This is a genomic window from Clostridium sp. D43t1_170807_H7, from assembly GCF_015555905.1.
In the GTDB taxonomy this organism is placed as follows: Bacteria; Bacillota; Clostridia; order Clostridiales; family Clostridiaceae; genus Clostridium.
The window spans coordinates 28,262-53,846 of the sequence record NZ_JADNLK010000006.1 but is presented as its reverse complement, the minus strand read 5'-3'; the positions used below and the strand labels follow the sequence as shown (position 1 = coordinate 53,846).

The following is a 25,585-nucleotide window of genomic DNA, read 5'->3' as shown; positions in this document are numbered from 1 at the left end:
TTAAGAATTTATTATTTACCACTTTATTCTCCTAAATATTGTAAATTTTATTATATCACTTTAAGGTAATAAATGTAAAATCAAACATATATACATTTTGATGAATAACTGACATTTGATTTAAAATTGAGTTGTTATCTAAATCATTATAATGTTCTCCATCAAAGAAAATATCTCCCTTATAGTCATTATAATATCCAAGTAAAATCTTTAATAAAGTAGTCTAATCATTGTCAATTTTTTTACTATCCACATAATAGGACCACAGATTCCATTTGCAAGATTTACTATTGCAAATAAAGTACCAACTGTTAATCTTCCTTTAATTAAAAAATATCCACCTATAACTATTGCACAAACCTGTGTTGTTGTTCCTATAAATACTGATAAAGCTTCTGAAATTCCTTGAAGATGATTTGATCTAAACTTTAAATTTTCTACTTTATTATTTGAAGCTAAAAATTCATTTGTCATATTATCTTCAATATTATAAGACTTAATAACCTCATACCCTAAAAATATATCTTTTATTTTACTAGTAAATTTGCTTAACTCCTCACTAACTGCCCTTTGTCTTTTCTCTATTTTCTTCCCCCAAATAACTGGTACTAAAAATAATACTATACCTGTTAAAAATACAAATAATGTAATCCATAAATTTATCCATAACATTACTGTAACAGTAGTTACAAAAATAATTACATCACCTATCATCTCAAGATAAGGTATTATATATTTAGTTTCTAGCATATTTATATCGTTTGTTAAGCTTGAAATATATTCTGCAGTATTTTCACTATTAAAGTCTTTATAGCCTTTTCTTAAAATACCTCTAAACACATCCTCTTTTAAATTGGATAAAGTTTTCTTAACGTAAATAAATTGAGTTGTTTTATTTAAGTAATCATTTATCCCCATAATACAAAAATAGACCATTCCAAATATAATTACTTTAACAAATCCATTCATATCCTTGTTTGTAGCTTTATCTATTACTTGTTGAATCAATAATGAAACAAAAACCTGCATTAATGCTCCAAAACTCCTAAAAAATACTGTTGTTATAAGCCACAATTTATGTTTTAAAATATACTTCCTCATAAATTCAATACTCCTTTATTATAAATTTAATTTTGTTCTCAATAACTCTATATATTTATCTGCTATATCTTTATTTAACTTATAATAAGTTTTGTTATCTCTTTCATTAACATCCACCAACCCTATTATTAAAAAGTTTTGAAGATGGTAATTTATTGTTGCAGGGGTTAAGCCCAATTCCTTTGCTAAAGATTGAGCATATCTCTCTTCCTGTGATAATATTACTAATATCTTCTGTCTTGTTTTATCACTAACTAATTTAAGAAACTTATCAAGATGTTCTGTAAGATTTTTAGATTTAAGATATTCGCTTCCTTTATATCCATAGGTTAATATTAATTTTTCTGGATTATTATTATTAACACTCCATCCAACAACAAATGTATAGGATACTATTATTTGAACTTTTGTTTTTGTTATATCTATAAGTCCTTTAAAGAAATGCTCTTCATAAAATTTCTTTGGATCTTCTTCAAACTTTTTTTGAAGAATTTTTGTTTCTAGGATAACTCTCTCCATAACTTCTTGTTCAAAATCTTTATAAATACTATAAAATGTGTGAATTAAATATCTTAATCTCATTCTAGTTTCCTGTGGTGAATCAAAAAGACTAAGAATATCATCTACTAAAGATTTTTCAATATCTTCAAGGTTATTAATATACTCTCTCATCAATGTCATGCTATGTTTTACTTTTCCCCATGCTGAGTTGTCTTCTTTATTATATTGTGCAATGAAAGCTCCTCCAATAAAATTAAAAAGCTCTTCATCAGGTGAATTATCAAATACTTTAAAATAATCTTCTACAGTATTTACTTCTTCATAATCATCAATAAATCCCCAGATAGCTACACGTATACTTTTTGTTCTTTTGAAAAATTCTTTTTCACTTTTCATAAAAGGGCTTAATTTACTATCAATTATATTTATTATTTCAAAAATTCTTGGTTCGATAGAAATATTATGTTCTTTTATTAATTTAAAGTGTTCCTCCCCTTCAAAATACTGCGTTGCTATTATCCCAAACTCATTTACCGGCTTAACACCAAAACTTATCTTCTCATTTAACTGTTCCACTCTTATACCTCTTTTCAAATCTCATTTCTCCCTATGTTCATATCAGATATATTTATTTTTTATATATTAGATATTCATCGCCCTTATTAACATATATTTATATAATAACTATATATTTGATATTCATCATATATAATATTAAACATTCATCTAATATTTGTCAACCATTATTTTACATTTATCTAATTCAACACAAATGTAAATAGCTTTATTTCTTTTAAATATTTATACAAAAAAATGAGAGCATAATGCTCTCACTTTTATCTACAATATTAAATTCTTAATTATCTATATACGAAAAACAAACTTAAATATCAAAACTGCTAAAATATATATAGATGTACTAGCTATCATAAATATTCTCAAAATTTTATTTTCCCACTCAACATCTCTTGGCTTTATCTTACACTCATTTTCAATTATCCTTTTCTTTACTTTAGCCCCTATTATTATTTCTGCTAATAAATACCCTATAACAGGAATAAGTACTCCTCCCATAATAAATATACCATTGCTTTGTGTTCTATCACTAAAGAATAAAATAATTATTGTTAAAATACAACTTACATAATACATTAATATCTGGAATTTTTCATTATCGTATAGTCTTTGCCAACTTTCATCTGAAAATGAGGCTGTTTTAAAGAAACTAAACATTTTCTTTTCATTATAAATATCATTCTTACCTTTACTATCTAATATAGCTTTCAAATTATATAAGAAATCCCCTATATTCTCAAGAACTACTGTTAATCTTATATTACCACCTTTATATACTATCTTTACCCATCCTCCAGTATACTTAATTGATGGACATGCTATTTTTTCAATGTCATCATAAGGGATTATAATTTTCTTTTTTGCATTATTATATATTATACAATCCTCTTTTAAAGTAACATTAATTTTTTTAAATCTTCTTATAAAAGCAAAATACATTACTGCTAACTCTACAGTAAGAACAACAAATAATATTGCTGTAAAAATTGCTATAAAAATAAGTACTTCACTAATAATAATATTTTTCTCAGTACTTAGTAAACCTATTAGCATTAATACCATAATTGAAATTAAAAATAGAACTCCCTTAAATAAACTAAAAAATGACTCTCTTAAATGCTTTCTGTAAACATATGATTTATTAATGTCTACTATACTATTTATACTCATACCATCACCCCATATAAAATTATAACACTCCCCATTTATATGTATATGTTTTCTTATTAAGTAATTATTTTACATAGGTATCTTTTTATAAATTATCTTATAATATATAGTTCTTATTAACCTTTTGAATTATAAATATTTATCCATAAATATACTTATTATGTATAAATAAAACTATCTTGTTATTAAGCTTTTTTCATATCTATGATAAGCTTCATTACCAGCCCAATATAATGCGCTTCCTAAATCCATTAATTTTTGTTTATTATCATAAATATAATTAACTAATCTACTAAATTCATTATTTATATCAAAATAATGAAGTTGTGTTTTATTAGCCTTAATTAATATTTGTGGCTCAGATTCAACTCTATTTCCAGATCTATTAACTCCCTTATAGCTTACCATTGAAAATGTTATTAAGCCTAGTTTCTTTTCACCTTTAAAGGTAAGAGAGATTTAACATAGTTGATCTATTTACTTCACAATCAACAATTAAATTTTATGAAAGCATATTTGATAATTTAGATTTATCATTTATACCTGAATTCATTGAATCAAAACGTGGACCAAAAGGCTATTCACACCACGCTCTTACTAGAGCGTTTATTGTTATGAACTGTAACATTTTAGAATAATGAAATCACAGTTGCTATTGCTGTAATTGTTAATAAAAAGGAAGATAAGATTTGTTCTCTAAACGAGCTTAAACGAGCTAGTTAGTTCTTTAATGACCTAATATTTTACATTTTATTATCCTCATAGAGATAGCCTGTCCTTTTTTAGTTCACTTTATTAATATCAATATTCACTTTTTAAAAGATCAATTATGCTCGTCCCTACTAATATTTTTTTTACTTTTATTTTTTATAGTAAATAAAATATCTATAAGAAAATCAATTATACTTGTAATACAAAGTATAATCCCAGCATAATACATTATAGTTTTTTCTCCTGAAATTAAAAACAAAGAAAGTACAAAAATAGCCATAACACCACAAACTCCTCTAGTTATTCTATCTTGTATCTCTTTTATATCTTTAGATTTTTTCATCATAACTTATCCCCTTTATAGCAATTTAACTACAGCCAAAACAGATTCAAATGACCATCCTGTATACCAAGATATTGTTTTAGCTACTGTTTTAGCCCCTAATTTTCTACAATAATTTTTTAATACATATCCTATATATAAGGGTTAATCATATTTCTTAACCCTTATATGTTAAGGTCTTTAAGACCATGATTTTTTATATCACTCAAATTTTTCAGTATCATTTTTACCTCTTTGGATAAAACTAATATTATATACACAAACTAATTAGTTACACTAACGGAGGATTAACATCCCTAATTCTTATTATACACTATTTATGTAATATAATTCCACCTTATTGTAAATAAAAGTAATCTAATCATTTTCTATATTAATAATTGAATAAATTCTACTTTGACATCACTGTAATAAAAACATATTATATACTTATTAAAAATTTGAGGTGAGATGAATTATGAAAAGGAAAAATAAAACTTTGAAGATAATTTCTTTTACAATACTAGGTGTACTAGCTGTTGTAATTTTATTTATTGCTTCTTTCTTTATGAGCTCTTATGAGCCAAGCACTGAAGCTATGGCTAATTTAAAAGATTCTGCATTAGTAGATGTAACTGAAGATAACTTTATAACATTTACTCCACAAAATAAAGAGGCAACAACAGGATTAATAATCTATCCTGGAGCTAAAGTTGAACCTGAAAGCTATGCACCACTTGCTAATAAAATTGCCCAAGCTGGCTATGAAGTTATTATAACTCCTATGCCTCTTAACTTTGCTATTTTTGATGCAAATGCTGCTGATGAAGTAATATCAAAATTTCCTAACATTAAAAATTGGGCTATTGCTGGTCACTCTTTAGGTGGTGTAATGGCTGCTAAATATGCTAGTGAACATGATAATATTGATGGTGTTATTTTCTATGCTTCATATCCTCAAGGTGATGACCTTAAAGATTCTAATATTGAAGTTACTTCAATTTATGGCTCTTTAGATGGTGTTGCAGATTTAGAAAAAATTATTGGCTCTAAAGATCTTTTACCAACTTCTACGACCTTTGTTGAAATAACTGGTGGAAATCATGCACAATTTGGTAGCTATGGTGAACAATCTGGGGACAACCCTGCTGAAATATCTGCAGATGAACAAACAAATATTGCTGCTGATGCTTCAATTAAATTATTAGATAAAATTTCTAAGTAATATAATAAACCAGTTGTGAAATATTTCTTTGCAACTGGTTTGTTTTTTAACATTAATATATTTTTTTTAGACCTATTTTTAAATCACTAAAAACAGTACTTACATACTCATCATCATTTTTATATACATCTGCAATAACATATTGGTTATCTACCAACGAATATTGTATAATCTTACCACTTTGCTCTACAATATTATATTCTTCTACCTTAAACTTTTGATATACTGCAAGTTTAGTTATATAATCATGAGATGCAGTACTCTTAGAAACTACTTCAAATATAATTTTGGGAACTGAAGTAAAACTTTCACCTTTTCTAGTAGCATTCTCACACATAACAAAAATATCTGGTTTATATTTATATAATTCATCTTTATTTTGAAATATTACTTCTATTTGTTCATCAAAAGGTTCACATTTTGATCCATTAAAGAAGCTATCTAATTTAGCTAATATTTTTCTCTTTATTCTATTATGTTCAATAGATGTACTTGAAGTTAGAAATATTGAACCATTATCAAATTCTGCTTTACCATTGAAGTTTTTTTGAATTTCTTCAAAGTCTTCTTCAGAGTATATATAATCCTTAATAATATCCATTTTACCTCTCCTTACTACCTTTCTTCATTTCTTTTATTATAACCTAAAGCTCTATTTTCTTAAACAATTTATAAAATTTCCATACTTAATTTCTTAATTAAATCTAAATATTCATCTTAGAATTACCACTTAATAAACTATTGACATTATATAAATAAAAACATATGATAGTTATTTAAGAAAAAACTTGAGGTGAAAATAGATAACTTTATAACATTTACTCCAAAGAATATAACTGCAACAACAGGATTAATAATATATCCTGGAGCTAAAGTAGAGCCTGAAGCCTATGCACCACTTGCTAATAAAATCGCTCAAGCTGGCTATGAAGTCATTATAACTCCTATGCCACTTAACTTTGCTATTTTTGATTATAATGCCGCTGATGAAGTAATATCAAAATACCCTAATATTAAAAACTGGGCAATTTCTGGACATTCATTAGGTGGAGTAATGGCTGCCAAATACGCCAGTGAAAATAGTAATATTAAAGGTGTTATTTTTTATGCTTCATATCCCCAAGGTGTGTAACTGTTTTGTTTTTTAACTATATTTCCACTTTTAATTCTTCTGCTTCTTTTTCAATCTCTTCTAATCTTTCATATATAGCTTCACATCTATATTCTGCATATTTTAAATTTCCAACATATTCTTTAAACTCTTTCTTAGAATATCTTTTAAAATCATATTCTAAATCTGCCTCTGCTAAACTAACAGCTTCATAAAATCCAGCTGTACAAGGCCCATATCCCCTCATTTCAAGTTCAAATATTGAACTTATTTTATTAATTGAATACTCCTTTATACCTTCAAAGTCATCATCTACTTCAATTATCTCTCCATCAGCTTTTATACTTATTGCTCTTAAAGGATTTGTTCCTAATATTTCAGCTTCTTCTCTAAATTCCTTAATTAATTCTACTGCTTCATTTGCTAATTTCATTAGTTTTTCTAACCTATTCATTTTACTTCCTCTTCCCCCTCTTATTTATAATTATAATTTGCTTTATTTTATCTGTTCTTATAAATTATAATAATTTTTTCTTGTTTTATTTGTCGAAATCAGTCTTAGAATATATTTTTTTATTATTTACCTTATATGCAATATAAACCTTTCTTCCCAACCTGTATTAGAAAGATTATCATCATTTCTATTAACTAAATAATATTTCAATACTTCAATCTCATATTTAGTAAGATTATTAACTAACTCCCCTAGTTCATCTTCCCAAATACAATTATTTAAAATCTGTACTAAATCATCTAAGCTTTTAACTTCATTATGAATTATAGTAATCTTATCTTTAGTAAATCTACAAGATCTTATTTCATCTATTAATTCTCTTAACTTTTCATCATCCATACGAGTATAGTAAAAGTGCTATAAAGCTTGATATTTTCAAACTTTATAGCACTTTTATTTTTTCTATTAATAACTTAAAATATTATATAAAAAAGAGACTCTTCTAATTACAGATTGACAGTTGTAATTTAAAATCAAGCTTTTTAATACCTACTTCTTCTTTTTCTTGCAGAGCTACTAAAACCACTTCTTCTCCTATTTCCTCTAAATACTGGTTTATACCTTTCGCTTCTAGCTTCATGTAACATTTCCTTACAAACTCTACACCTATCACTCGGATAATCCCATGATAACTTTTTCCCGCAATTTATACAAACTCTTTCATGATCTAAGAGGTTGGTTAAAAGAAGTTCATTTATTTTATTTGCTGTAGCTTCCTTTTCATCTGCTATATATCTATTATTTATCATCATATTAAAATTCTTCCCAAAAGAATAATTTAATTCTAATGACTTATAATAACTTTCAAGTTCATCAAGTTCCTTCTTTGAACTTATATTTTTCTTAAGAACAGGCTTCTTTAAATTTACTGCACCTGCACTATACATCTTACAATATTCTTCCCATAGTTCTTCTACAGCCTTATTATTTTCTTCAAAAGGAATTGTAGCCATTTTCATAATATCTTCTTTAGATGCATTTATATTAAGCCTTTTTAATCTGTTTAAAAGATAAATTATTCTTGTAACATCTGTTTTTTCATAATATCCCTTAACAGACATTACACTCCATGTTTTTAATGCATCTATAATATCTATATTTATATCAAGTAGTGAATCAGGCACTCCTATAAAGCATTTCTCAATTTTCTTTGTTTCAGCAGTTAAGGCATTCTTTATTAAGTTGTTATCACTCATAGTTGCAACATATCCTTTATTATAAATACCCTTACGTCCAGCTCTTCCTGCTATTTGTTTTATTTCAGAAACATTTAATTTTCTTAAAGATACACCATCATATTTTCTTGTCTCTAAAAATACAATACGTTTTATAGGAAGATTAACTCCCATTCCAATGGCATCTGTACATACTATTACTTCTGTTTCACCATCTAAAAATCTTTCAAACTGCTTCTTTCTTGTTGAATATGGAAGTGATCCATAAATTATACTTGTTTTTATATTGTTATTAAGAAGCTGTGCTGAAACTGCTAGTGCCTTCTTTTTACCAAATACAACTAATGCATCTCCTGGTTTAACATCTTTATTTAAATCAAACTTTTTATCTTCAAATATTAATTTTGTATCTCTTTTATGTTCTATAACTTCATATGTATCATTACAATCTTTTATTAACTTAATTATGACATCCTTTGCTTCTGGTGCCATACATATATGAACTTCAGGTGCCATTACTCCTATTATGGCTCTTGTCCATGCCCATCCTCTTTGTTTATCAGCAATCATTTGAGCTTCATCTATAACACATATATCATAAGGAGTTCCAAGCTGTAATTTTTCAATAGTTGATGAAACATGACCTGCATATGTAATAATATCCTCTTCTTCTCCAGTTAATAATGAACAAGGTATATTTTGAGAATTAAGCTTATCTTGAATTTCAAGTGCTAATAATCTTAATGGAGCTAAATAAACACCAGAATCTGCTTCCATAAGTCTTTCAATACTTTCATATGTCTTTCCTGTGTTAGTTTCACCAACATGAAGATAGAAATGTCTTTTCATATCTCTTGTTTCTTTATATTCATATATTGGATTATCTAAAATTATCTCTTGAATTTCATCTTTTGCTTTATTTTTAATATATATATTTTCTGATGTCCATACTAAACCTTTTATGCATATCCAAGGAATACATTCTTTAAAATCTAGAATTTCATCAATAGATGGTGCTTTTTTATTTTCTTTTAAATATTCCTTATAAAGAATATTTTCAACTACAGCAATTCTTTTTATTATTTCATTTATTTTATCTTCTTTAGATATAAGATTTCTTCTAAAGCCTGGTAAATTAACACTTTTATAATATCCAAAGACCATATTTCTAGCATCTTCTAAGAATAAATTCATATGTTCTTTTGTTTTATAAATATTCACATTAATAAGATTATCTAACCTTTTATCAATTGAATTAACAACCTTAACTTTAAGTCTATTTATTCCTTTGGTAGATGAGCTTGCTTCTTCACAATTTTTAATCATAAGTTGCGCTAGTTTTTCTTCATAATTGCTGTTATCTGCTTCTACAATTTCTGTATAATAATCATTAGCAATTCCTAATAAGGCACACCCCTTATCGTAAATATCTAATAGAAGCTTTTCTTCTAATGAAACCACCTTAGCTGCAACTGAAGATCCCCATCTACTTTTAAATCCATTCCCTATTTCTACTTTTATTTTTTCTTCTATACTTCTTTTCTTATCATCACTTAACTCTTCTAAATCTAAATCATAATATACTTTACCATCTCTAGTTCTCTTATACCATCTAACACTATTCCATAGGAATTCTTCATTATATCTACTTTTGAACCTTTTATATAATTCGCCCTTTTTTTGCTCCATTATGTTTTCTACTTTTTCATATAAAACAGTTGCAATATCCTTTGGCGCATACTTAAATACAGGCTTATCATTATTAATATTTTCATCATCTTCTAAGTCTTCAATATATGAACCTTCCCATGATAATTCATATATAAAATCTTTCACATAAGTATAATCATAAATATTAAATGATCCATTATCTTTTAAATCAACTTTAGAATTTACATCATACTTATTGTAATTTGAATCATCTATTTGAACTTTATTAACTTCTTTTATGTATTTAACAATTTCTTTAATGCTTTCATTAATAAATTCATTATCTATGTATTTAGCTATTTCATTTTTTGTTTCTTTTCTTAAGGTACACTTAATTGAACCCATCCCATCACTTCCTTTATGGTTTTAACTTACATTAGTTCTTATATTTTAACTTTTTTCTTGTCTCATTATAACATATTTAAACTTTCTTACATTATTAATAATACTAGATAAAACTATATTTACATATTATAATTATAATAATAAACTAACTATAGGATGTGATTTTTTATGATGATGATGTGTCCTGCTTCTAATTTACACCGAATTATAGTACATTATATATTTAATGAATTGTTAGATCAAACTGATTCTGCAAATAATGTTGGTTCTGAAGCAACTAGAATTGATGTTAATTATATTCTTAAAAACCCTAATAAAAAATATAAATATTTAGAACCTGATGTTTTTGCCGGTGGGGATTTATTATGGAAAGGTGAAATATTAGTTTCTGCTCCAGAATTAGTTGTTGAAGTTTTGAGCTTTACTACAGCTAAATATGATAGAACTGAAAAAATGGATTTATATAAATCTATAGGAGTAAAAGAATATATCCTAGTTTCTCAAGATGGAAGTGTAGAGTTATATAACCTAGAAAGTGCTAATTATAGAGATTATATTAAAATTGATAATATTTTTAAAAGCAATTATTTAAATATAACATTAGATTTTGATAAAATATTTACATTAGTTAAAAATAAATTTAATTAAAAAATTTGCAGTATAATGTGAGAGTAGATATGGGAAGAGTAGATAGATTCGTGTAAAAAACAAATCTATCTACTCTTCCCTTTTTTCAATAAAAAGTTCCTTTACAACACACTCCTAAAGCATGGAATATCGTCAATCTCCTCCAAATCATTATTAATAATAATCCATTGTCTTGTAATTTCTTCATTTCTATATATGTCCTCAATTTTATAAGTAAATAAATACTCGTCAATATTAATCCTATGTAACTTTCTAAAGTTACTTTTTGAATTAATTCTTAAATATTTGCAGCTTATATCTTTAATAAACTTAGAAGGATTTCCATCACTAGTCAAAAATAATTGCTCTGTAGCTCTAGTCATTCCTACGTACAATAATTTTCTATCCATAGATTCAGCAAAGTCACTATCTTCAAATTCATTTACAAAGGATTTTAAAGGCATATATTTATCATTAAGCCCTACTATCATAACAACTTTAAACTCTAGCCCTTTAATCAAATGCATGGTAAGTAATTTAATAGAGTTATCATTAAAGTCTAACTCATCATCATTTTCAATTTCTTTATAAGGTATATCATTTTTCTCTAAGCAAATTTTTATTTCTTTTAATTGATTTTTAAACCTACTTATAATTGCAATATCTTTATAATTATATCTATCTTTTAATTCATTCTTTATTATTCCAGTAACATATTCAGCTTCTAATATCCTATTTTTAAATCCTCTATATACAGGATAAACCCCTTGCTTATCAATTAATGATGGCTTTACAAAATTATCTTCCTCAATAATATTTTTATCATCTGCAATTAGACTATATGCTGCATATGCTATTTGAAGTGTTGTTCTATAACTCTTAGATAATGATGTGGATTTACCTGTCATATCAAGACCTATACTTGTAAAACTTCTTCCCTTTACTAACCAAGCCTCTGGATAAATACTTTGTGCTGTATCTGAAACAAATAACATACTAGAGTAATTTCTATTCATATATAATATTTTAATAAATTCTAATTGTACTCTTGTTAAATCCTGTGTTTCATCAACTATAATATGAGTATATTTCTCTTCTACTTGATTTTGAGCTTGTTTTAATGCTATTAATGCAATATCCTGTGAATCTCCCATCCTATCTTTCTTAAGATTTTCATTATATTGAAGCATAACTTCAAAGATAGCCTGTCTTATCTGAGAATTCTTTCTTAACTTATGTGGTGATTCTATATTATTATTTGATACTCTTCCTATTCTATCAATAGTTTGATATTCCTCAATATCTGTATAATTACAGGACTTCATCCATCCAATTTCTTCTTTAATAAATGTTAAATTCTTTTGATCTAATACATTTACTTTTTCATATTTTTCTTTTCCTGATATAATTGCATCTTTCAGAGCCTTTGTAATTTGCTTATCAGAAGCAATTCTTAATCTTTCATTTTTAATATATGAAACAAAATATCTAAACATCATGTTATCAATAGTTTCTATATGTAGCTTATCTTTATTTCCGCTTTCATATATTCCTAATGATAATTGTTCCTCTTCTTTATTCCTTTCTATTTCTTCATATATATATTTAACATAATTAATTAATGACTTGTTATATGTAATAACAAGTACTTTATCATCTTTTTCATAGCAATAATCTTTTAATAATAATGGTATTTTATGCACTGCTACTGTAGTTTTTCCCGATCCTGCAACTCCTTTAACTAGTACATGTCCATTTGGTTTATTTTCAATTATTCTTCTTTGTTCAACATTCAACCTCATTATATTTTCTCATTTCCCCTTTTATTTTCTCTACAGCATAATTATACCATATTTTGGATATTTTTTCATTTTAATACTTCTAAAATAACTAAAGCTACCTTAACTAAAAAAGTTAAGATAGCTTTGTATGTGTAACAACACCTTCTTTTAATATTTTACTCTTTTTATTACTACTACCTATTCTTATGGGTGATACCGCTAATTTTGAAGAAGCAAATGCTGATATTGGTATTGATAAAACAAGAGCTATTCCTCCTGATATACCTTGAATAATTTCAATTACTATACTATCAATATTTATTAATTGCATATAAGGAAGATTGTACATAAAATAAATAACAACTATATTAATACTACTTCCGGTAAATGCTAATATTAATGTATTGGTCATAGTTCCCATTACATCTTTTCCTATATTCATTCCAGAAGTAAAAAGCTGAGAGCTAGTTAAATTATTATTTACCTCAAACATTTCAAATACAGATGATGTTATAGACATAGTAGTGTCCATAATTGCTCCTAATGAAGCAATTATTATTCCAGCAAATAAAAGTTCCTTTACTCTTAAGGATGTGTTTTGTGCAACAAATAATAAATCCTGAGCTTCAGCAGTATTAAAACTTGAAATATTAGTTATAACTCCAAATAAATAAGATAATATTCCTGCAATAGCTGTACATAAAACACAACTAAAACATGCAACCATTGTTTTCTTACTAACTCCATTAAGTGATAACATAGTTACAGCCGTTGATAATATTACAAAAATTATTGATGCTACTATTGGATTAACCCCTCTTATTATTAATGGAATAAATAAAAATATTACACATACCATAGTAACTGCTAATGCAAATAATGATTTTATCCCCTTTATTTTACCAATAAATATTACAATAAACATAAATAATAATACTAATACGTAAATTGCTGTTTCTCTACTATAATTCACAATAACAGTTGTAATAAAATCATCATAGCTTGAAATTATAAACTTTGTTCCAACTTTTGCTGGTTTATTGTCAACTCTACCAATAAAATTATTTGCAGAAACTATTTCACCTTTTCTATCTCCAGTTAAAATCTTAAGTTCTAATTGTTGCTTACCTATGTTTATATAAGGAAAATCTGGATCTGGTTCTAATTCTTCTGAAACTATGTTTATAACCTCTGCTTTTGCATATTCGATACCTACTGGTCTATCTTCTGGTTTGTTATAACTTAATGTTTTATTAAATATAATTAAAAATACTAAAAGTCCTAACATTGATATTGTCCAAACTATGTTTTTCTTATTAATTTTTAAGTTATTATTTTTTAATTTAACCATAAGTAAATTCCTCTTTACTCTTAATTTTATTTACTCATTATTACTTTCTAATAATTATAACTAACTTTAAATTAGCCAGTTATTTTAAGAACTCCATCCTTAACCTTTAACTTTCCATAGCTATCTTTAGTAGATAAAGTAGTTTTATCAACATCTCCATTAACTGTTGCAAAAACAGCCTCTTCAATTTCAATAGCAAGCTCATCATTTTTTATAACAGAATCTTTAAGTTTAAATACTAATTGAAAAGGTATATCTTTTTTATCCTTTTCAAATCCACTGATAACATATGCATTTTTTCCAGCTGTTGTATCTAAATACATAGCTTTTATTTCACCTTCTTCATTTGCCACTTCCTCATTATAAGTCCATTGTGGAATCTTATAAGATGGCTCTTCATCTCTTTCTGGATCATAATCATTGTATGTTTCCATTGTGCCTATATTAATTCCAACAAACTCTAACTTATTATTATCAAACTTTATTGACACACTTGCTGCAGGATACTCATTATCTGGCAAATTGCTTAATACTGCTGGTACAATTATTTCATCTTTATAGTTTGCTGTTATTTTTTCAGTTGGAACTTCTAATTTCAATGTAGGTGTTTTTATATCCTTAAAAATAAATATACATACTACTAAAACTACAAATATAATTGCTCCACCTATAAGAAACTTTTTCTTTCCTTTTATTTTCATAAATTTATTCCACCCCGCAAAACTTTATTTAAATTATATACATATAATACAGTATTTACCTAGATATTTTCCTTCAGATTTATGTTAAATATAGGTAATAAAAATTTAACATTATATAAATAATTTATTAATATTAAAAAAGGGAGCGAGTGCCCCCTTTTAGTATTTATAAATTTAAATGTGTTTATAGTGTATTCTAATATATTATTTACTTAGTACTTTAAATTCCTTTCCTGATACATAGTTATCAACTATATCTATAGCATCTCTTGTATTAATTCTTCCATCAGCAGTTACATTAATACTTATCATATCTTTATTATCTAAAGTTGTTTTTCTTAACCAAGAACTTACTGCTGCTAAAGCATCTTGTGCATCTATTCCATCACCATTAATATCACCAAATAATACTGATTCAGATTGTTCCTCTGTTTCTGTTAAAGTATAATTGCTTATATTAGATAAGCTATCTAAAGTAGTTTCTTCTGGTACTAATGCAACATAAGTTACTTTACCTGTTTTTTCTGTAAACTCTGGACTATAATAGAAATTAGTTTCACCAAATTTAACATCAGTTGTGTCTTCTACTAATGTAAATTCTGATGCTACAGCCTTCATATTTTCTGGAATTACGTCAACTCCTTCTGATACATAAAGCTCTCTTGCATTTACTTGAGCAATTTCTTTTTCTACAAAAGTAATAGTGCTCTTAGCATTTTTAGTATCATATTCTATATCAACATCATTTTCACATCTTAAAACTAAATCTGACATTTTAATAGAAGTACTATCTTCTGGGGATTTATCTTCCTTTAAAGCAAGTGTTAATGTAACTACATTTTTATCTCCTGAAGTGTTATTAACAAAAATAGGTTCATCATCTAAGTTTGCAAGGGCAACACGTAATTTGCCTTCATCAACATTGTAATCCCAATTGTTAGCTTTAATAACTTTATTATTTAATTCAACAGCTTTTACTTCTAAGTCAGATGGAATATCAAATGTCATTTCTGAAGCTCTTACTACAGAATCTGTTGGTAATTCATTAACTGTAACTGGAACCTTAAATTCAACTCCAGCTTTACCTTCAACATTTTCAACATTTGACATACTAACTGTATATGGGCTTTCTTCTGAATTTCTAACAACTGTTAAAGTATCATATAGATATTTATCTGTTGTTATAGTATCTGTTGTAGTATCATATTTAAACATATATGTGTTTAATGTAAATTCATTTTCTGAAACTTCCATTTCGACAATTACTTGTTCTTTCTTAACATCACTACCAGTATCAGTTGAGTTTACATCTAAGAATGAATATCCTGGTGCAAGTAAATCTCCATCACCTACTGTGTAATTCTTTTTAGAATACCACTTTAATCCACCAGCATGTCCTCCAACCATATATAATGGTACATTTTCTGGATCTTCTACTGTACCATCTTCATATGTTGTTACTTCTGCCTTATATCCATTTTCATCAACAAATCCTCTAGAGTAAACATGGTCATGTCCTTGCATTACTACATCAACATCTAAATCTGTAAATACTGGAGCCCAATATTTTCTTGCCTCTATTATATCTGAATCTGTAATATGAGAAGCTCCTGTATAAATTGACTTATGGAAACCAACAAATGTCCATTGTCCTCTTTCTTTTGCATCTTTAACTACTGCTTCTAAATACTCTTTTTGTTGTAATCTTGCATCAGCATCATATCTTGCTGTTTCTAAATTTAACATTATAAATGTTACTGGGCCATAATCATATGAATATACTATATTTCCTGATTCTGCTGGTGCATTAATATGTCTAGTTAATATATTATTATCATGATTACCTTGTACTACAGAAACTAAGTTATTTGCAAACATATCTTGTCCACCATTTGGGAATAGACCTTCATTATTAAATAATAATTCCCATTGTGTTTCATTTGCTGCAGTATCAGTTGTATCTCCTGCAAGGTAAACAAAATCTAAACCTTCAATGTTGTTAACTTCATTTAATGTAGCTCCTAAGGCCTTAGCATTTGTGGCATTTGATACTTGTGTATCTGCAATATAAGCAAACTTAATAGTTTCTTTACTTCCAGCTGCTGGAGCAGTTTTGAATTTACCACTAAAAGTATTTTCGCCTGAACCTACAGTGTACTCATATTGTGTACCAGGCTCTAAATCACTTACAGCTATTTTGTGGAAATACTTATCTGCATTACCTATTGAATTTTCACCAACTACAGTTATTTTTTCACTATCTCCAACTTTATTTAATACAACTTTAGTTTCTAATCCTGAATTTATTGTTGTATAAGTGATATTTACTTGTGTTGATGGATCATCCCCCATATGAACATTTACTTGCTTTGGCATTGAGTATTCTTCTTCAGTAACTGCTGTTGCATAAGCTTCACTTTCTTCTTCTGAGCTTTCGATTGCTACTTCATTATTGGCTGTTAATTTTACTGCCCCTGCTTCAATTACTCCACTTGACATAGTTATAGCTATTGCCATAGCTATTGATAAGGTAATAGTTTTGTTTCTTCTAACCATATTCATTCCCCTTTATTAACACTTAAGTTTTTTATTTACAATATAAATATTACTCTGTCTTCGTTAGAGCTTTATTAAGTAAATGTTAGTAATTGTTAAATATAGTTTCTTATTTTTTGCTACCTCTTTTAATTGAACCAGAAATTCTATTTAATAAAATAAGCGTAATCAAATTTAAGGATTGATTACGCTTATTTATATATTATTTTAAACTTCTAAGTATTTTTATAAATGTGTCATTTTTTACTTGAAAGTTTTTCTCTTGTTCAATTATTTTAAATCCGTCATTTTTATACTCGATTATATATTTTCTTGCCGGTAAAGTTTCAACTACTTTTTCTCCATCATTATTTATCTTTATAATTTTTCCCACTTTTGAAATAGCTGCTCCCTCATTATATTCTATAATAGGCATTTTTATCTCTTTATACACAGCATTTTCATAATCATAAGTTGGTAATGCAGCTTTTATATCTTCATAAAAACTTGTATTTTCTTCAATATAATCTTTTAGCAAAGTAATATCTTGTGCATTTATTGCCTCTACATAACATTCATTAAAACTATCAATATATTTTTTTACATTATAATTTATTATTTTATTATCAATCCAAATAAAAATAATAATTGCAATTGTTATTGCTATAGCTGCCATCTTAAGAAACAAATTTATCTTGATATTTACTGTACTCCAAATATCAAGATTCGCTTTTGTTATTTCAGGTGATGGTAATTTTTTTATAGCTTTTCTCTTTTTATTTTTCCTCCTTAGTTTTTCAATATCTACTTTTCTTTCCATGCTCGTCCCTCCATTTACTGGAGCATTTTATCACAACGTAAAAATTTTGTCAAAAATTTGTATATTTTGTATCATAAAAAAATATTTTCTTTATCTTTTTATAATTAATCTTAATAAATATATGTATATATGTTTTTTCTAATAATTTATAATTTTAAATAAAAAATAGTAGATAGATTTAATTTATCCATATCTATCTACTATTTACCTTTTTAATTAAAACTTATTTTTTCTTCTTTCTAGAAGCAACCATCCATGTTGCAACAGATGTAGCCCCTAATAGTGCTATTAATCCACTTCCTACAACGACACCAGTTTGAGGTAACTTAGAACTTGATGGCTGCTTTGAGGTGAGAAACTTCTTCATTTAATATTTCTACTATTTCATCAGCATTACCATATGCATTTTCTCCTATTAATATAGATACTGATGATAATTTTTTATCTTCAATCTTTTCACCATCCATAGATACTTCTACTATATTACTATTGGCAATTACTTTTAAAGTTTTACCTTCTTTTTCAATTAAGAAGTATGGATTTTCTGAATCATCAGTATTAACTGTAAATGTTGCACCATCTGCTTCTATTTTACATTTTATATCTTGATATAAAGTTTCACTTGCAGAATCTAAATTTAACCCTAGATTACTTGCTATATACTTAGGCAATTCTGTATTATCAACTGTACCTCTTAATTTTTCAACACCAGCAGGAGCATAAACACCTAAGTAAACATCTCCACCTGTATGTCCTCCAGTAGTATATCCAAGCTTAGCACTAATCTTCATTACTTCATTTATTTGACCATTCTTTGCATATTCAAGCTCTTCAGAAGTAATATCTGTATAACCATAGTATTTTTTTATCAACTCTTTAATTTCCTCATCTGACTTTCCTTCTGCTAAAGAAGCAAATAATCCCCAAAGCTTATCTGAAGTGCTTTCATTCATTTCTGACTTAGTTGTAACATAATCATAACCTAAAGCTTTTATATCTTCAGTTAAATCTTTACCATCATTTCTTTTTCCACCACCAGTAGATTCAAAGAATAAACTTCCTCCCCCTAATACAACTTCCATATCTTTATATACTTGCTGCTTCATAATAGAATTGTAATCTTGCCTACTTTCAATATGGGCTGAGAAAGCTGCTGGCGCTGAATCTGTAATTGGTCCATTTGCCCATGCAGTTTTAACAAATCCACTTCTAATGCTCTCCATAGCTAATTTATCATTACCTAAAGTACCATCTTGAATATCATTATAATATTTTGCTGCAGTAAGTATTCCATCGCTCATCCCATCTGCAATTAAATAAATAACATTTTTAACCTTTTTCTCATCTGCCTTAGTAGTAAGAGGATTAATTAATCCAAATATAAGTGTACATCCTAATAATAATACTCCTACTTTTGAAATTAATGTATTTCTCGTTTTCTTTGAAATCATTAGTTTACCCCTCCTACTTCTTCTATTACATCTACTATGTTTTCTTCTACTTTTTCCTCAGAATTCTTATAATTAGTATTTTCTTTTAAATGTGAAACTATATCTATTAATTCCTCTGGTATAAAGTATTTACCATTTATATATGGAACTACAGTTTTCAATTCCTTTTCTTCCCCATTAATTCTGTAGTTATTAGTATATAAATCTACTTCAATAACATTCCCTAATCTTTCTATAGTAAGCTTTGGTGAATACTTAATAGTTTCATCTACAGAAGTTTTAGTTCCTTCTATTTTATTTAGTATAACTTCACCATCTTGATAAATTTCCTTTGTATAAGAACTTAATAATTCTTCTCCAAATAAAACTCTTTGCATGTATTTATTTACTTCTGTATTGTCAACAACACCTTCTAAAAGTTCTACATCAGATGGTGCATATACTCCAAGATAAATTTGCTCTCCTGTATGACCACCAGTTGTATAGCCAATCCCAACTCTTCTTGCTATAACTTCTCTTATGCCTACTTTTCGTCCTTCGCCTTGTTCTCCTTTTACTATAGCTAATTCTTGATCATTTAAGTCTATTGCATAGTATTTTTTAGCTAATGCTTTTATTTCTTCATTACTTTTACCTGATGCTATTTCATTAAATCTCTCTTCAGTAATTCTTGCATTTTTTAATAAGTCAGTAGTATCTTCATATGTTGCTTTATCATATGATCCAACATTCTCGTTATAGTATCTACTTCCAATAGTTATACCACTATTACCATGGTCTGTTGTTACTACTACAACTGTATTTCCATCAGCTTTTGCAAACTCAACTGCTGCTTTAACAGCTTCATCAAAGGCTAATATATCTGATACTATTCCTACAGTATTATTAGCATGAGCTGCCCAGTCAACCTTACTACCTTCTACCATTAAGAAGAATCCATCTTCATATTTATTTAATACTTCAATAGCTTTATCAGTCATTTCTGCTAATGAAGGCTGAACATTATCATTATCACTTTGTCTATCAAGGTCATATTTTAAATCTGCATCTGCAAAGCTTCCCCATAATTTATTACCATCATAGTTTTCCAACTCTTCTTTAGTAGTGATAAAATCGAAACCCGCTTCTTAAATATTATTTACTTGATCCTCATAATAAGCAGTAAATTCATCAGTTGATACTTCTGATGTAAAATCACTTGGCTTATTAAATCCACCACCTAAAACAACTTCCATATCTTGATTTATTTGTTGTTGTAATATTTGATTATAATATTTTCTATTATTAGTATGAGCCGTAAAGTCTGCTGGTGTTGCATGAGTTATTTCACTAGTTGCTATTATACCTGTAGCTTTTCCAACACTTTCTGCTCCTTCTAAAATACTAGCCATTGTTGTATGTCTTGCTAATGTAATACCTTCAGTACTCATACCATCAGCTATAAGCATAATTACATTTTTAACTTTACCTCTTTTATTTGCATAAGCTACACTACTTCTTGATGCATGTATATTAGTGGTAACTCCTGCAACTACTAAAAAAGCAGCAATTATCCCTCTTATTCTTTTACTCATTAATTCATTCTCCCTATTTATCTTTTGTTAACAATATATGGGTGTTCCTCCGGGGAACATCCATAAAAAGGATGTTCCCCGGAGGAACACCCATTTTTTTACAGAAGCTTTATGCTGATAATTTAATCAATAAAAGTAACTACCTCATCTAAAGGCTTACGAGGTGCTGAGTTTGGAGTATCCTCTTCTGCAACTCCAAGAGAAATCATTGCCATTAACTTATATTCGTCTTTTTTAAAATTAATAAGCTCTTCAATTTCAACCTTAGAGTGAGTAGGTCCTGTCATATAACAAGTTCCATACCCTAATTCTGTTGCTGCTAATAAGAAGTTTTCTATAGCAGCCCCTATCCCTTGAGCTGCTGAATTAGGAAATCTTAATTCATTTATTACCTCATCACTAGCATTATTATCTCTAAGTATTGTTTCTTCTATCATATAATACTCTTTTGAATATACTACAACTAGCACAGGTGCATTTTTAAAACATGTATAATAAGGTAATAAAGTCATCATTAATTTTTTTTGCTTTTCTACTTTAGCCATTTCCGCTAAATTAATATGATTTTTTTCTACTATATCAGAAATTTTGTTTATTAATTCCTTATTTTGAATTACAACAAAATGCCATGTTTGCTGATTCTTTGGAGATGGTGCATGTATTGCGGCATCAAGCATTTTTATAATATCTTCCCTTGGAACTTCACTATCTTTAAACTTTCTAACACTTTTTCTATTATAAATAAAATCTAAATTTTTCATCTGTTACCTTCCTTAAAGCTCTCATCATTACGAAGCTATTTTTATTTTCTTCTTTTAACTATATCTATATTTGCTATAGCTATATTTACTATATCTATACCTGTTATGTTTATAATTTTCTTTCTTTTCTAATGTTATCTTCACAACTTCCCCTCATTTCTTATTAAAAATTTCAGATATAAATATGTATAAACTTAATTATATACTAAATTTAATGTATCTTTCTTATTATTTGAGAGAAAACAATAATTAATAAGATTTTTATTTTATATAATATATTTATAATTGGAGTTTACTATGGAAAATATCATTAATTATGCAGAAAAAGAACTTGCTACTTTAAACGAAAAAGAATTTAATGCTGTAGATTCATTAATACTATCCCAAATTAGTAATATAATACTTGATAACTTGGTTGGATGTATAAATTCAAATAGAGAACCAGTAAAATTTAAAGATTTATTAAAATCAGAATTGTTTTCTAAAATGTTTGATAAAGTTCCTTATCATGAACCTACTAAACAATTACTTTTTTATCTCGCTGCAAGTCCTAGATTTAGAGATATACGGATTAATTATCATATTTCAAAAACTGATCCTATTTCAGAAAAGCAGTTTTCTGCAACAACATTTATTTTAAATAATACATCTGCATATATAGCATTTCGTGGAACAGATTACAGTGTTGTAGGATGGAAAGAAGATTTTAATATGGCATTTACTACACCTGTTCCTTCTCAAATAGAAGGAGTTAAATATTTAAATACTATTGCAAAATTGATTCCCCACAATCTTTATGTTGGAGGTCATTCTAAAGGTGGAAATATTGCTGTTTATGCAGCTATGAACTGTAATTATAGAGTTGCTCCTCGTATAATAAAAATATTTAGCCATGATGGTCCTGGTTTTAGAGAAGAAATAATAAAAAGTAATGCTTTTGCTAAAATAAAAAATAAAATACATAAGACATTACCTCACTCCTCCCTTATAGGAATGCTTCTCGAAAATCATGAAGATTATCATGTAGTAAAAAGTAATAAGCTTGGTGGCATAAAACAACATGACCCCTTTTCATGGGAAATAATAAATTCTGACTTTAATTATTTAGAAAAAATTTCTCATAGCTCCCAATATACTAGTGATACCTTACATAGATGGCTAAGTGAAGTATGTGATGAAAAACGCAAGTTATTTATAGACACTATCTTTGATATTTTTGATTCTACTCAGTCTGAAAATTTTATTGAAATATCTGAAAACTGGAAAAAAAATATTCCTATTATCTTAGATTCAATAAAAAATATGGATTCAGAAGTAAAGTCCATGGTTATTGAATTAATTAAGGAGCTTTCAATATTTTATATTAAAAACCTTACTCATAATGATAAAGAAAATATGTCTTCCTTTAATAAAAACTTTACATCAAATTTATCAGATTTATGAAATAACAAAAAAATTAAGAGGATGTTATTATGCACCCTCTTAATTTACATATATTGGTTGCACCTCCGAGGTGCATACATTTATTTACAATTACTTGTATTAATACTTATATTAAGTTCTATCTTTCATGTATTTCTCAACAACTTCTCTAACCGCTTCAAATTGCTTATTAGTATTATCATTTTTAGATTTAAATTCTAAAATTTGATTTAAATACTTCTGCTCTTTTACTATTTTTATACTTTCATCATAAACAAGTCCAAATAGCAAAGAAATATGTCCTACTATATTATCTACTGCACTTTTTTTTAAGGCTCTTAAAATTGTATCTTTCTTTTTAAAATTCTCTAAGACTTCCTTTGTAATCTCTGAAGTATAAAGTTCTTCACTTGTAATATTATAAATCTCCTCAGCTGGTACAATAACATTAACTTTAAATATATCTATTTTATCAGCATCTCTCAATATATTACTAAAAGTCTTACATCTATTAGAAATATTTTCTGGTAATCTATATTCATTATGATTTTCTATAACACTTTTAATTAAATCATATTCACTATTATCAACGATAAACTCTTTTATTTTTCCTTCACTAAATAAAATACTAGAACCTAATTTAGCATGATCAACAGATTTAGGATCATTAAATGTTCCATACCTTTTTACTTGCTCAAATCTACCTATATCATGAAGAAGTCCTGTAAGCCACGCTATATCAACATCTTCATTATTCATCCCTAAACTTAATGCTATTTTTTCGCATAAATCACTTACACGATAAGTATGATCTATTTTTAATTTTATTTTTTCATCATTGCTATTATAATTTTTTACATAATCATCAAATACCTTTTTAGCTTTAACTCTATCTATTTTCATTCCAAATCACCCCTCTAATATTTTGTTTCTAAATCAACTTTCTTCAAATATTCTTTTTGATAAAATTATTAATTTTCAATTCATTACTTATTTTCCTTATTTTAATTATTATTTTTTATATTATACATTCACTATATACACATGTCCACTATTTGCCAATTGATCTATTAATACTTTATTTCTTTTTTCAATAATATTGGACATAAAAAAGTATTCACTTTGAATTTAAAGTGAATACTTTAGCAAAATTTTATTTAAAATTAATCTTCTTCAAACATAGATACTGTACATTTATCAATAACTTCACTTGAATCACTATCTACCATGCAAAAAGTTCCTTTAAAGTTTACCAATTGTTGTATATTGTTTTCAAACACCATCTTGTCATAAACCCTAGATTTTGCTGAAATACTACAACTAAAAGTTGGCTCTGTTATGGTTTCATCTACAGATACATCCTTACTTTGAACTATAACATCTTTATCTAACTTATTTTCAATACATAAGTTTAAATTTATTTCATCCTCTTCATTACGGCTTATTCTAATAAAATAAACTTTCATTTTATCTGTATTTACTATTATGTCTCCATCAACATCACTATTAACATCATCTTCAATTAATGTAGTATTTTCTTCTTTAGAGACTTCTTCAATAGCTATCTCTTCACTATTTGAAGTTTCATCTATTATTTCTTCAACTTCTTCAACTATTGGCTTAATTCCAGTAAAGTCCTGAATAGCTTTATCATCACTCAAAATTTCTTTTACCTTAATTAATTCACTATTACATAGTTTATAACAAGAATTCAACTCATCTCTTACTTCTTCATTTTCTGAATATAAATCAAGAGAATTATTGAAAAGTACCACTAGTGCATCTAAAGAATATGAAAAATTATTATTCTCTTTTTTTGTATCTTTGACAGTAGTATATTCATTATTATAATATTCCTCTAATGATTTTCCTAAAGCTAATAATACGGATTCTAGCTCTCCTCTTACTTTATTAATAATAATTGTTTCCGTACCATCTTTACTATATTTATCTAATAAATTATCCTCAATAGAATATCTTGATGCTAGATCAATTATTTCACCTAATAAATCTCCAGTTTCGCTAAAACATTCTTCTACTCTAGGTTCTTTTTTACCTTTATTTTTATTAAAAATATCAAACAATCCCATTCTAATAGTAC

General features: G+C 26.9%; 23 protein-coding genes and 1 pseudogene. 4 read left to right on the top strand and 20 right to left on the bottom strand.

All coding sequences use genetic code 11. The annotated features are described in order from the left end of the window. Positions 1-210: 210 nt before the first annotated feature. The 5 genes from I2E98_RS05270 to I2E98_RS05250 all read right to left on the bottom strand — a co-directional run bounded on the left by I2E98_RS05270 (position 211) and on the right by I2E98_RS05250 (position 4,405). Positions 211-1,101, bottom strand: coding sequence for an ABC transporter ATP-binding protein (locus tag I2E98_RS05270; RefSeq protein WP_195467921.1), 891 nt, complete (start codon positions 1,099-1,101; stop codon positions 211-213). Positions 1,102-1,119: 18 nt separating this feature from the next. Further along, complete coding sequence (locus tag I2E98_RS05265; protein WP_195467920.1) at positions 1,120-2,196, bottom strand: winged helix-turn-helix domain-containing protein; 1,077 nt, start codon at positions 2,194-2,196, stop codon at positions 1,120-1,122. A 270-nt stretch (positions 2,197-2,466) separates the two neighbouring features. After that, positions 2,467-3,348 carry a hypothetical protein gene (locus tag I2E98_RS05260; RefSeq protein ID WP_195467919.1) on the bottom strand — a complete coding sequence of 294 codons (882 nt, stop codon included), beginning with the start codon at positions 3,346-3,348 and terminating at the stop codon, positions 2,467-2,469. 174 nt (positions 3,349-3,522) lie between these two features. Beyond that, positions 3,523-3,756 (bottom strand): hypothetical protein, encoded by a 234-nt coding sequence (locus tag I2E98_RS05255; protein ID WP_195467918.1) that lies wholly within the window; start codon positions 3,754-3,756, stop codon positions 3,523-3,525. Between the two features lie 415 nt (positions 3,757-4,171). Next, positions 4,172-4,405: a hypothetical protein gene (locus I2E98_RS05250; protein WP_195467917.1), complete on the bottom strand. Its 234-nt coding sequence runs from the start codon at positions 4,403-4,405 to the stop codon at positions 4,172-4,174. 454 nt (positions 4,406-4,859) lie between these two features. Here I2E98_RS05250 and I2E98_RS05245 point away from each other — a divergent pair, with 454 nt between their 5' ends. Next, positions 4,860-5,606 carry an alpha/beta hydrolase gene (locus I2E98_RS05245; RefSeq protein WP_195467916.1) on the top strand — a complete coding sequence of 249 codons (747 nt, stop codon included), beginning with the start codon at positions 4,860-4,862 and terminating at the stop codon, positions 5,604-5,606. 52 nt (positions 5,607-5,658) lie between these two features. Here I2E98_RS05245 and I2E98_RS05240 read toward each other — a convergent pair whose 3' ends face one another. Further along, positions 5,659-6,207, bottom strand: a complete 549-nt coding sequence (locus tag I2E98_RS05240) for a Uma2 family endonuclease (protein WP_195467915.1) — start codon at positions 6,205-6,207, stop codon at positions 5,659-5,661. A gap of 192 nt (positions 6,208-6,399) precedes the next feature. On the opposite strand from I2E98_RS05240, the gene I2E98_RS05235 reads away from it, so the two are divergent. Further along, positions 6,400-6,738: an alpha/beta hydrolase gene (locus I2E98_RS05235; protein WP_195467914.1), complete on the top strand. Its 339-nt coding sequence runs from the start codon at positions 6,400-6,402 to the stop codon at positions 6,736-6,738. Positions 6,739-6,754: 16 nt separating this feature from the next. Here I2E98_RS05235 and I2E98_RS05230 read toward each other — a convergent pair whose 3' ends face one another. From I2E98_RS05230 to I2E98_RS05220, 3 genes are all read right to left on the bottom strand, one after another. Then, a complete protein-coding gene (locus I2E98_RS05230; protein ID WP_195467913.1) occupies positions 6,755-7,171 on the bottom strand; it encodes a hypothetical protein in 417 nt (138 codons plus the stop codon). Positions 7,172-7,297: 126 nt separating this feature from the next. Next, on the bottom strand, positions 7,298-7,570 hold the full coding sequence (locus I2E98_RS05225; protein ID WP_195467912.1) for a hypothetical protein: 273 nt from the start codon (positions 7,568-7,570) through the stop codon (positions 7,298-7,300). A gap of 143 nt (positions 7,571-7,713) precedes the next feature. Beyond that, complete coding sequence (locus I2E98_RS05220) at positions 7,714-10,461, bottom strand: DEAD/DEAH box helicase (RefSeq protein WP_195467911.1); 2,748 nt, start codon at positions 10,459-10,461, stop codon at positions 7,714-7,716. A 168-nt stretch (positions 10,462-10,629) separates the two neighbouring features. Here I2E98_RS05220 and I2E98_RS05215 point away from each other — a divergent pair, with 168 nt between their 5' ends. Then, positions 10,630-11,109, top strand: coding sequence for a Uma2 family endonuclease (locus tag I2E98_RS05215; protein WP_195467910.1), 480 nt, complete (start codon positions 10,630-10,632; stop codon positions 11,107-11,109). Between the two features lie 101 nt (positions 11,110-11,210). Here I2E98_RS05215 and I2E98_RS05210 read toward each other — a convergent pair whose 3' ends face one another. From I2E98_RS05210 to I2E98_RS05165, 9 genes and pseudogenes are all read right to left on the bottom strand, one after another. After that, complete coding sequence (locus tag I2E98_RS05210) at positions 11,211-12,890, bottom strand: UvrD-helicase domain-containing protein (RefSeq protein ID WP_195467909.1); 1,680 nt, start codon at positions 12,888-12,890, stop codon at positions 11,211-11,213. Between the two features lie 112 nt (positions 12,891-13,002). Further along, positions 13,003-14,220: a YibE/F family protein gene (locus I2E98_RS05205; protein ID WP_195467908.1), complete on the bottom strand. Its 1,218-nt coding sequence runs from the start codon at positions 14,218-14,220 to the stop codon at positions 13,003-13,005. Between the two features lie 71 nt (positions 14,221-14,291). Beyond that, the gene (locus tag I2E98_RS05200) at positions 14,292-14,921 is read right to left on the bottom strand and encodes a hypothetical protein (protein ID WP_195467907.1); all 630 of its coding nucleotides are present in this window, start codon (positions 14,919-14,921) and stop codon (positions 14,292-14,294) included. A 204-nt stretch (positions 14,922-15,125) separates the two neighbouring features. Next, the gene (locus I2E98_RS05195) at positions 15,126-17,477 is read right to left on the bottom strand and encodes a metallophosphoesterase (RefSeq protein WP_195467906.1); all 2,352 of its coding nucleotides are present in this window, start codon (positions 17,475-17,477) and stop codon (positions 15,126-15,128) included. Positions 17,478-17,679: 202 nt separating this feature from the next. Then, on the bottom strand, positions 17,680-18,276 hold the full coding sequence (locus tag I2E98_RS05190; RefSeq protein WP_195467905.1) for a hypothetical protein: 597 nt from the start codon (positions 18,274-18,276) through the stop codon (positions 17,680-17,682). A gap of 223 nt (positions 18,277-18,499) precedes the next feature. Beyond that, entirely contained in the window at positions 18,500-18,643 is a 144-nt protein-coding gene (locus tag I2E98_RS05185) for an LPXTG cell wall anchor domain-containing protein (RefSeq protein ID WP_195467904.1), read from the bottom strand. Continuing rightward, positions 18,603-19,727, bottom strand: coding sequence for an alkaline phosphatase (locus I2E98_RS05180; RefSeq protein WP_195467903.1), 1,125 nt, complete (start codon positions 19,725-19,727; stop codon positions 18,603-18,605). Before I2E98_RS05180 ends, I2E98_RS05185 begins: the two co-directional genes overlap by 41 nt. Next, positions 19,727-21,118: pseudogene (locus tag I2E98_RS05175) on the bottom strand (alkaline phosphatase). The gene I2E98_RS05180 and the pseudogene I2E98_RS05175 overlap by 1 nt, the downstream one beginning before the upstream one ends. A 305-nt stretch (positions 21,119-21,423) precedes the next feature. Then, positions 21,424-22,062, bottom strand: coding sequence for a nitroreductase family protein (locus I2E98_RS05165; RefSeq protein ID WP_195467900.1), 639 nt, complete (start codon positions 22,060-22,062; stop codon positions 21,424-21,426). A 297-nt stretch (positions 22,063-22,359) separates the two neighbouring features. On the opposite strand from I2E98_RS05165, the gene I2E98_RS05160 reads away from it, so the two are divergent. After that, positions 22,360-23,505: an Mbeg1-like protein gene (locus I2E98_RS05160; protein ID WP_195467899.1), complete on the top strand. Its 1,146-nt coding sequence runs from the start codon at positions 22,360-22,362 to the stop codon at positions 23,503-23,505. A 111-nt stretch (positions 23,506-23,616) separates the two neighbouring features. Here I2E98_RS05160 and I2E98_RS05155 read toward each other — a convergent pair whose 3' ends face one another. Both I2E98_RS05155 and I2E98_RS05150 read right to left on the bottom strand, forming a co-directional pair. Next, positions 23,617-24,387, bottom strand: coding sequence for an HD domain-containing protein (locus tag I2E98_RS05155; RefSeq protein ID WP_195467898.1), 771 nt, complete (start codon positions 24,385-24,387; stop codon positions 23,617-23,619). 260 nt (positions 24,388-24,647) lie between these two features. Continuing rightward, complete coding sequence (locus I2E98_RS05150) at positions 24,648-25,574, bottom strand: hypothetical protein (RefSeq protein WP_195467897.1); 927 nt, start codon at positions 25,572-25,574, stop codon at positions 24,648-24,650. Positions 25,575-25,585 lie beyond the last annotated feature (11 nt).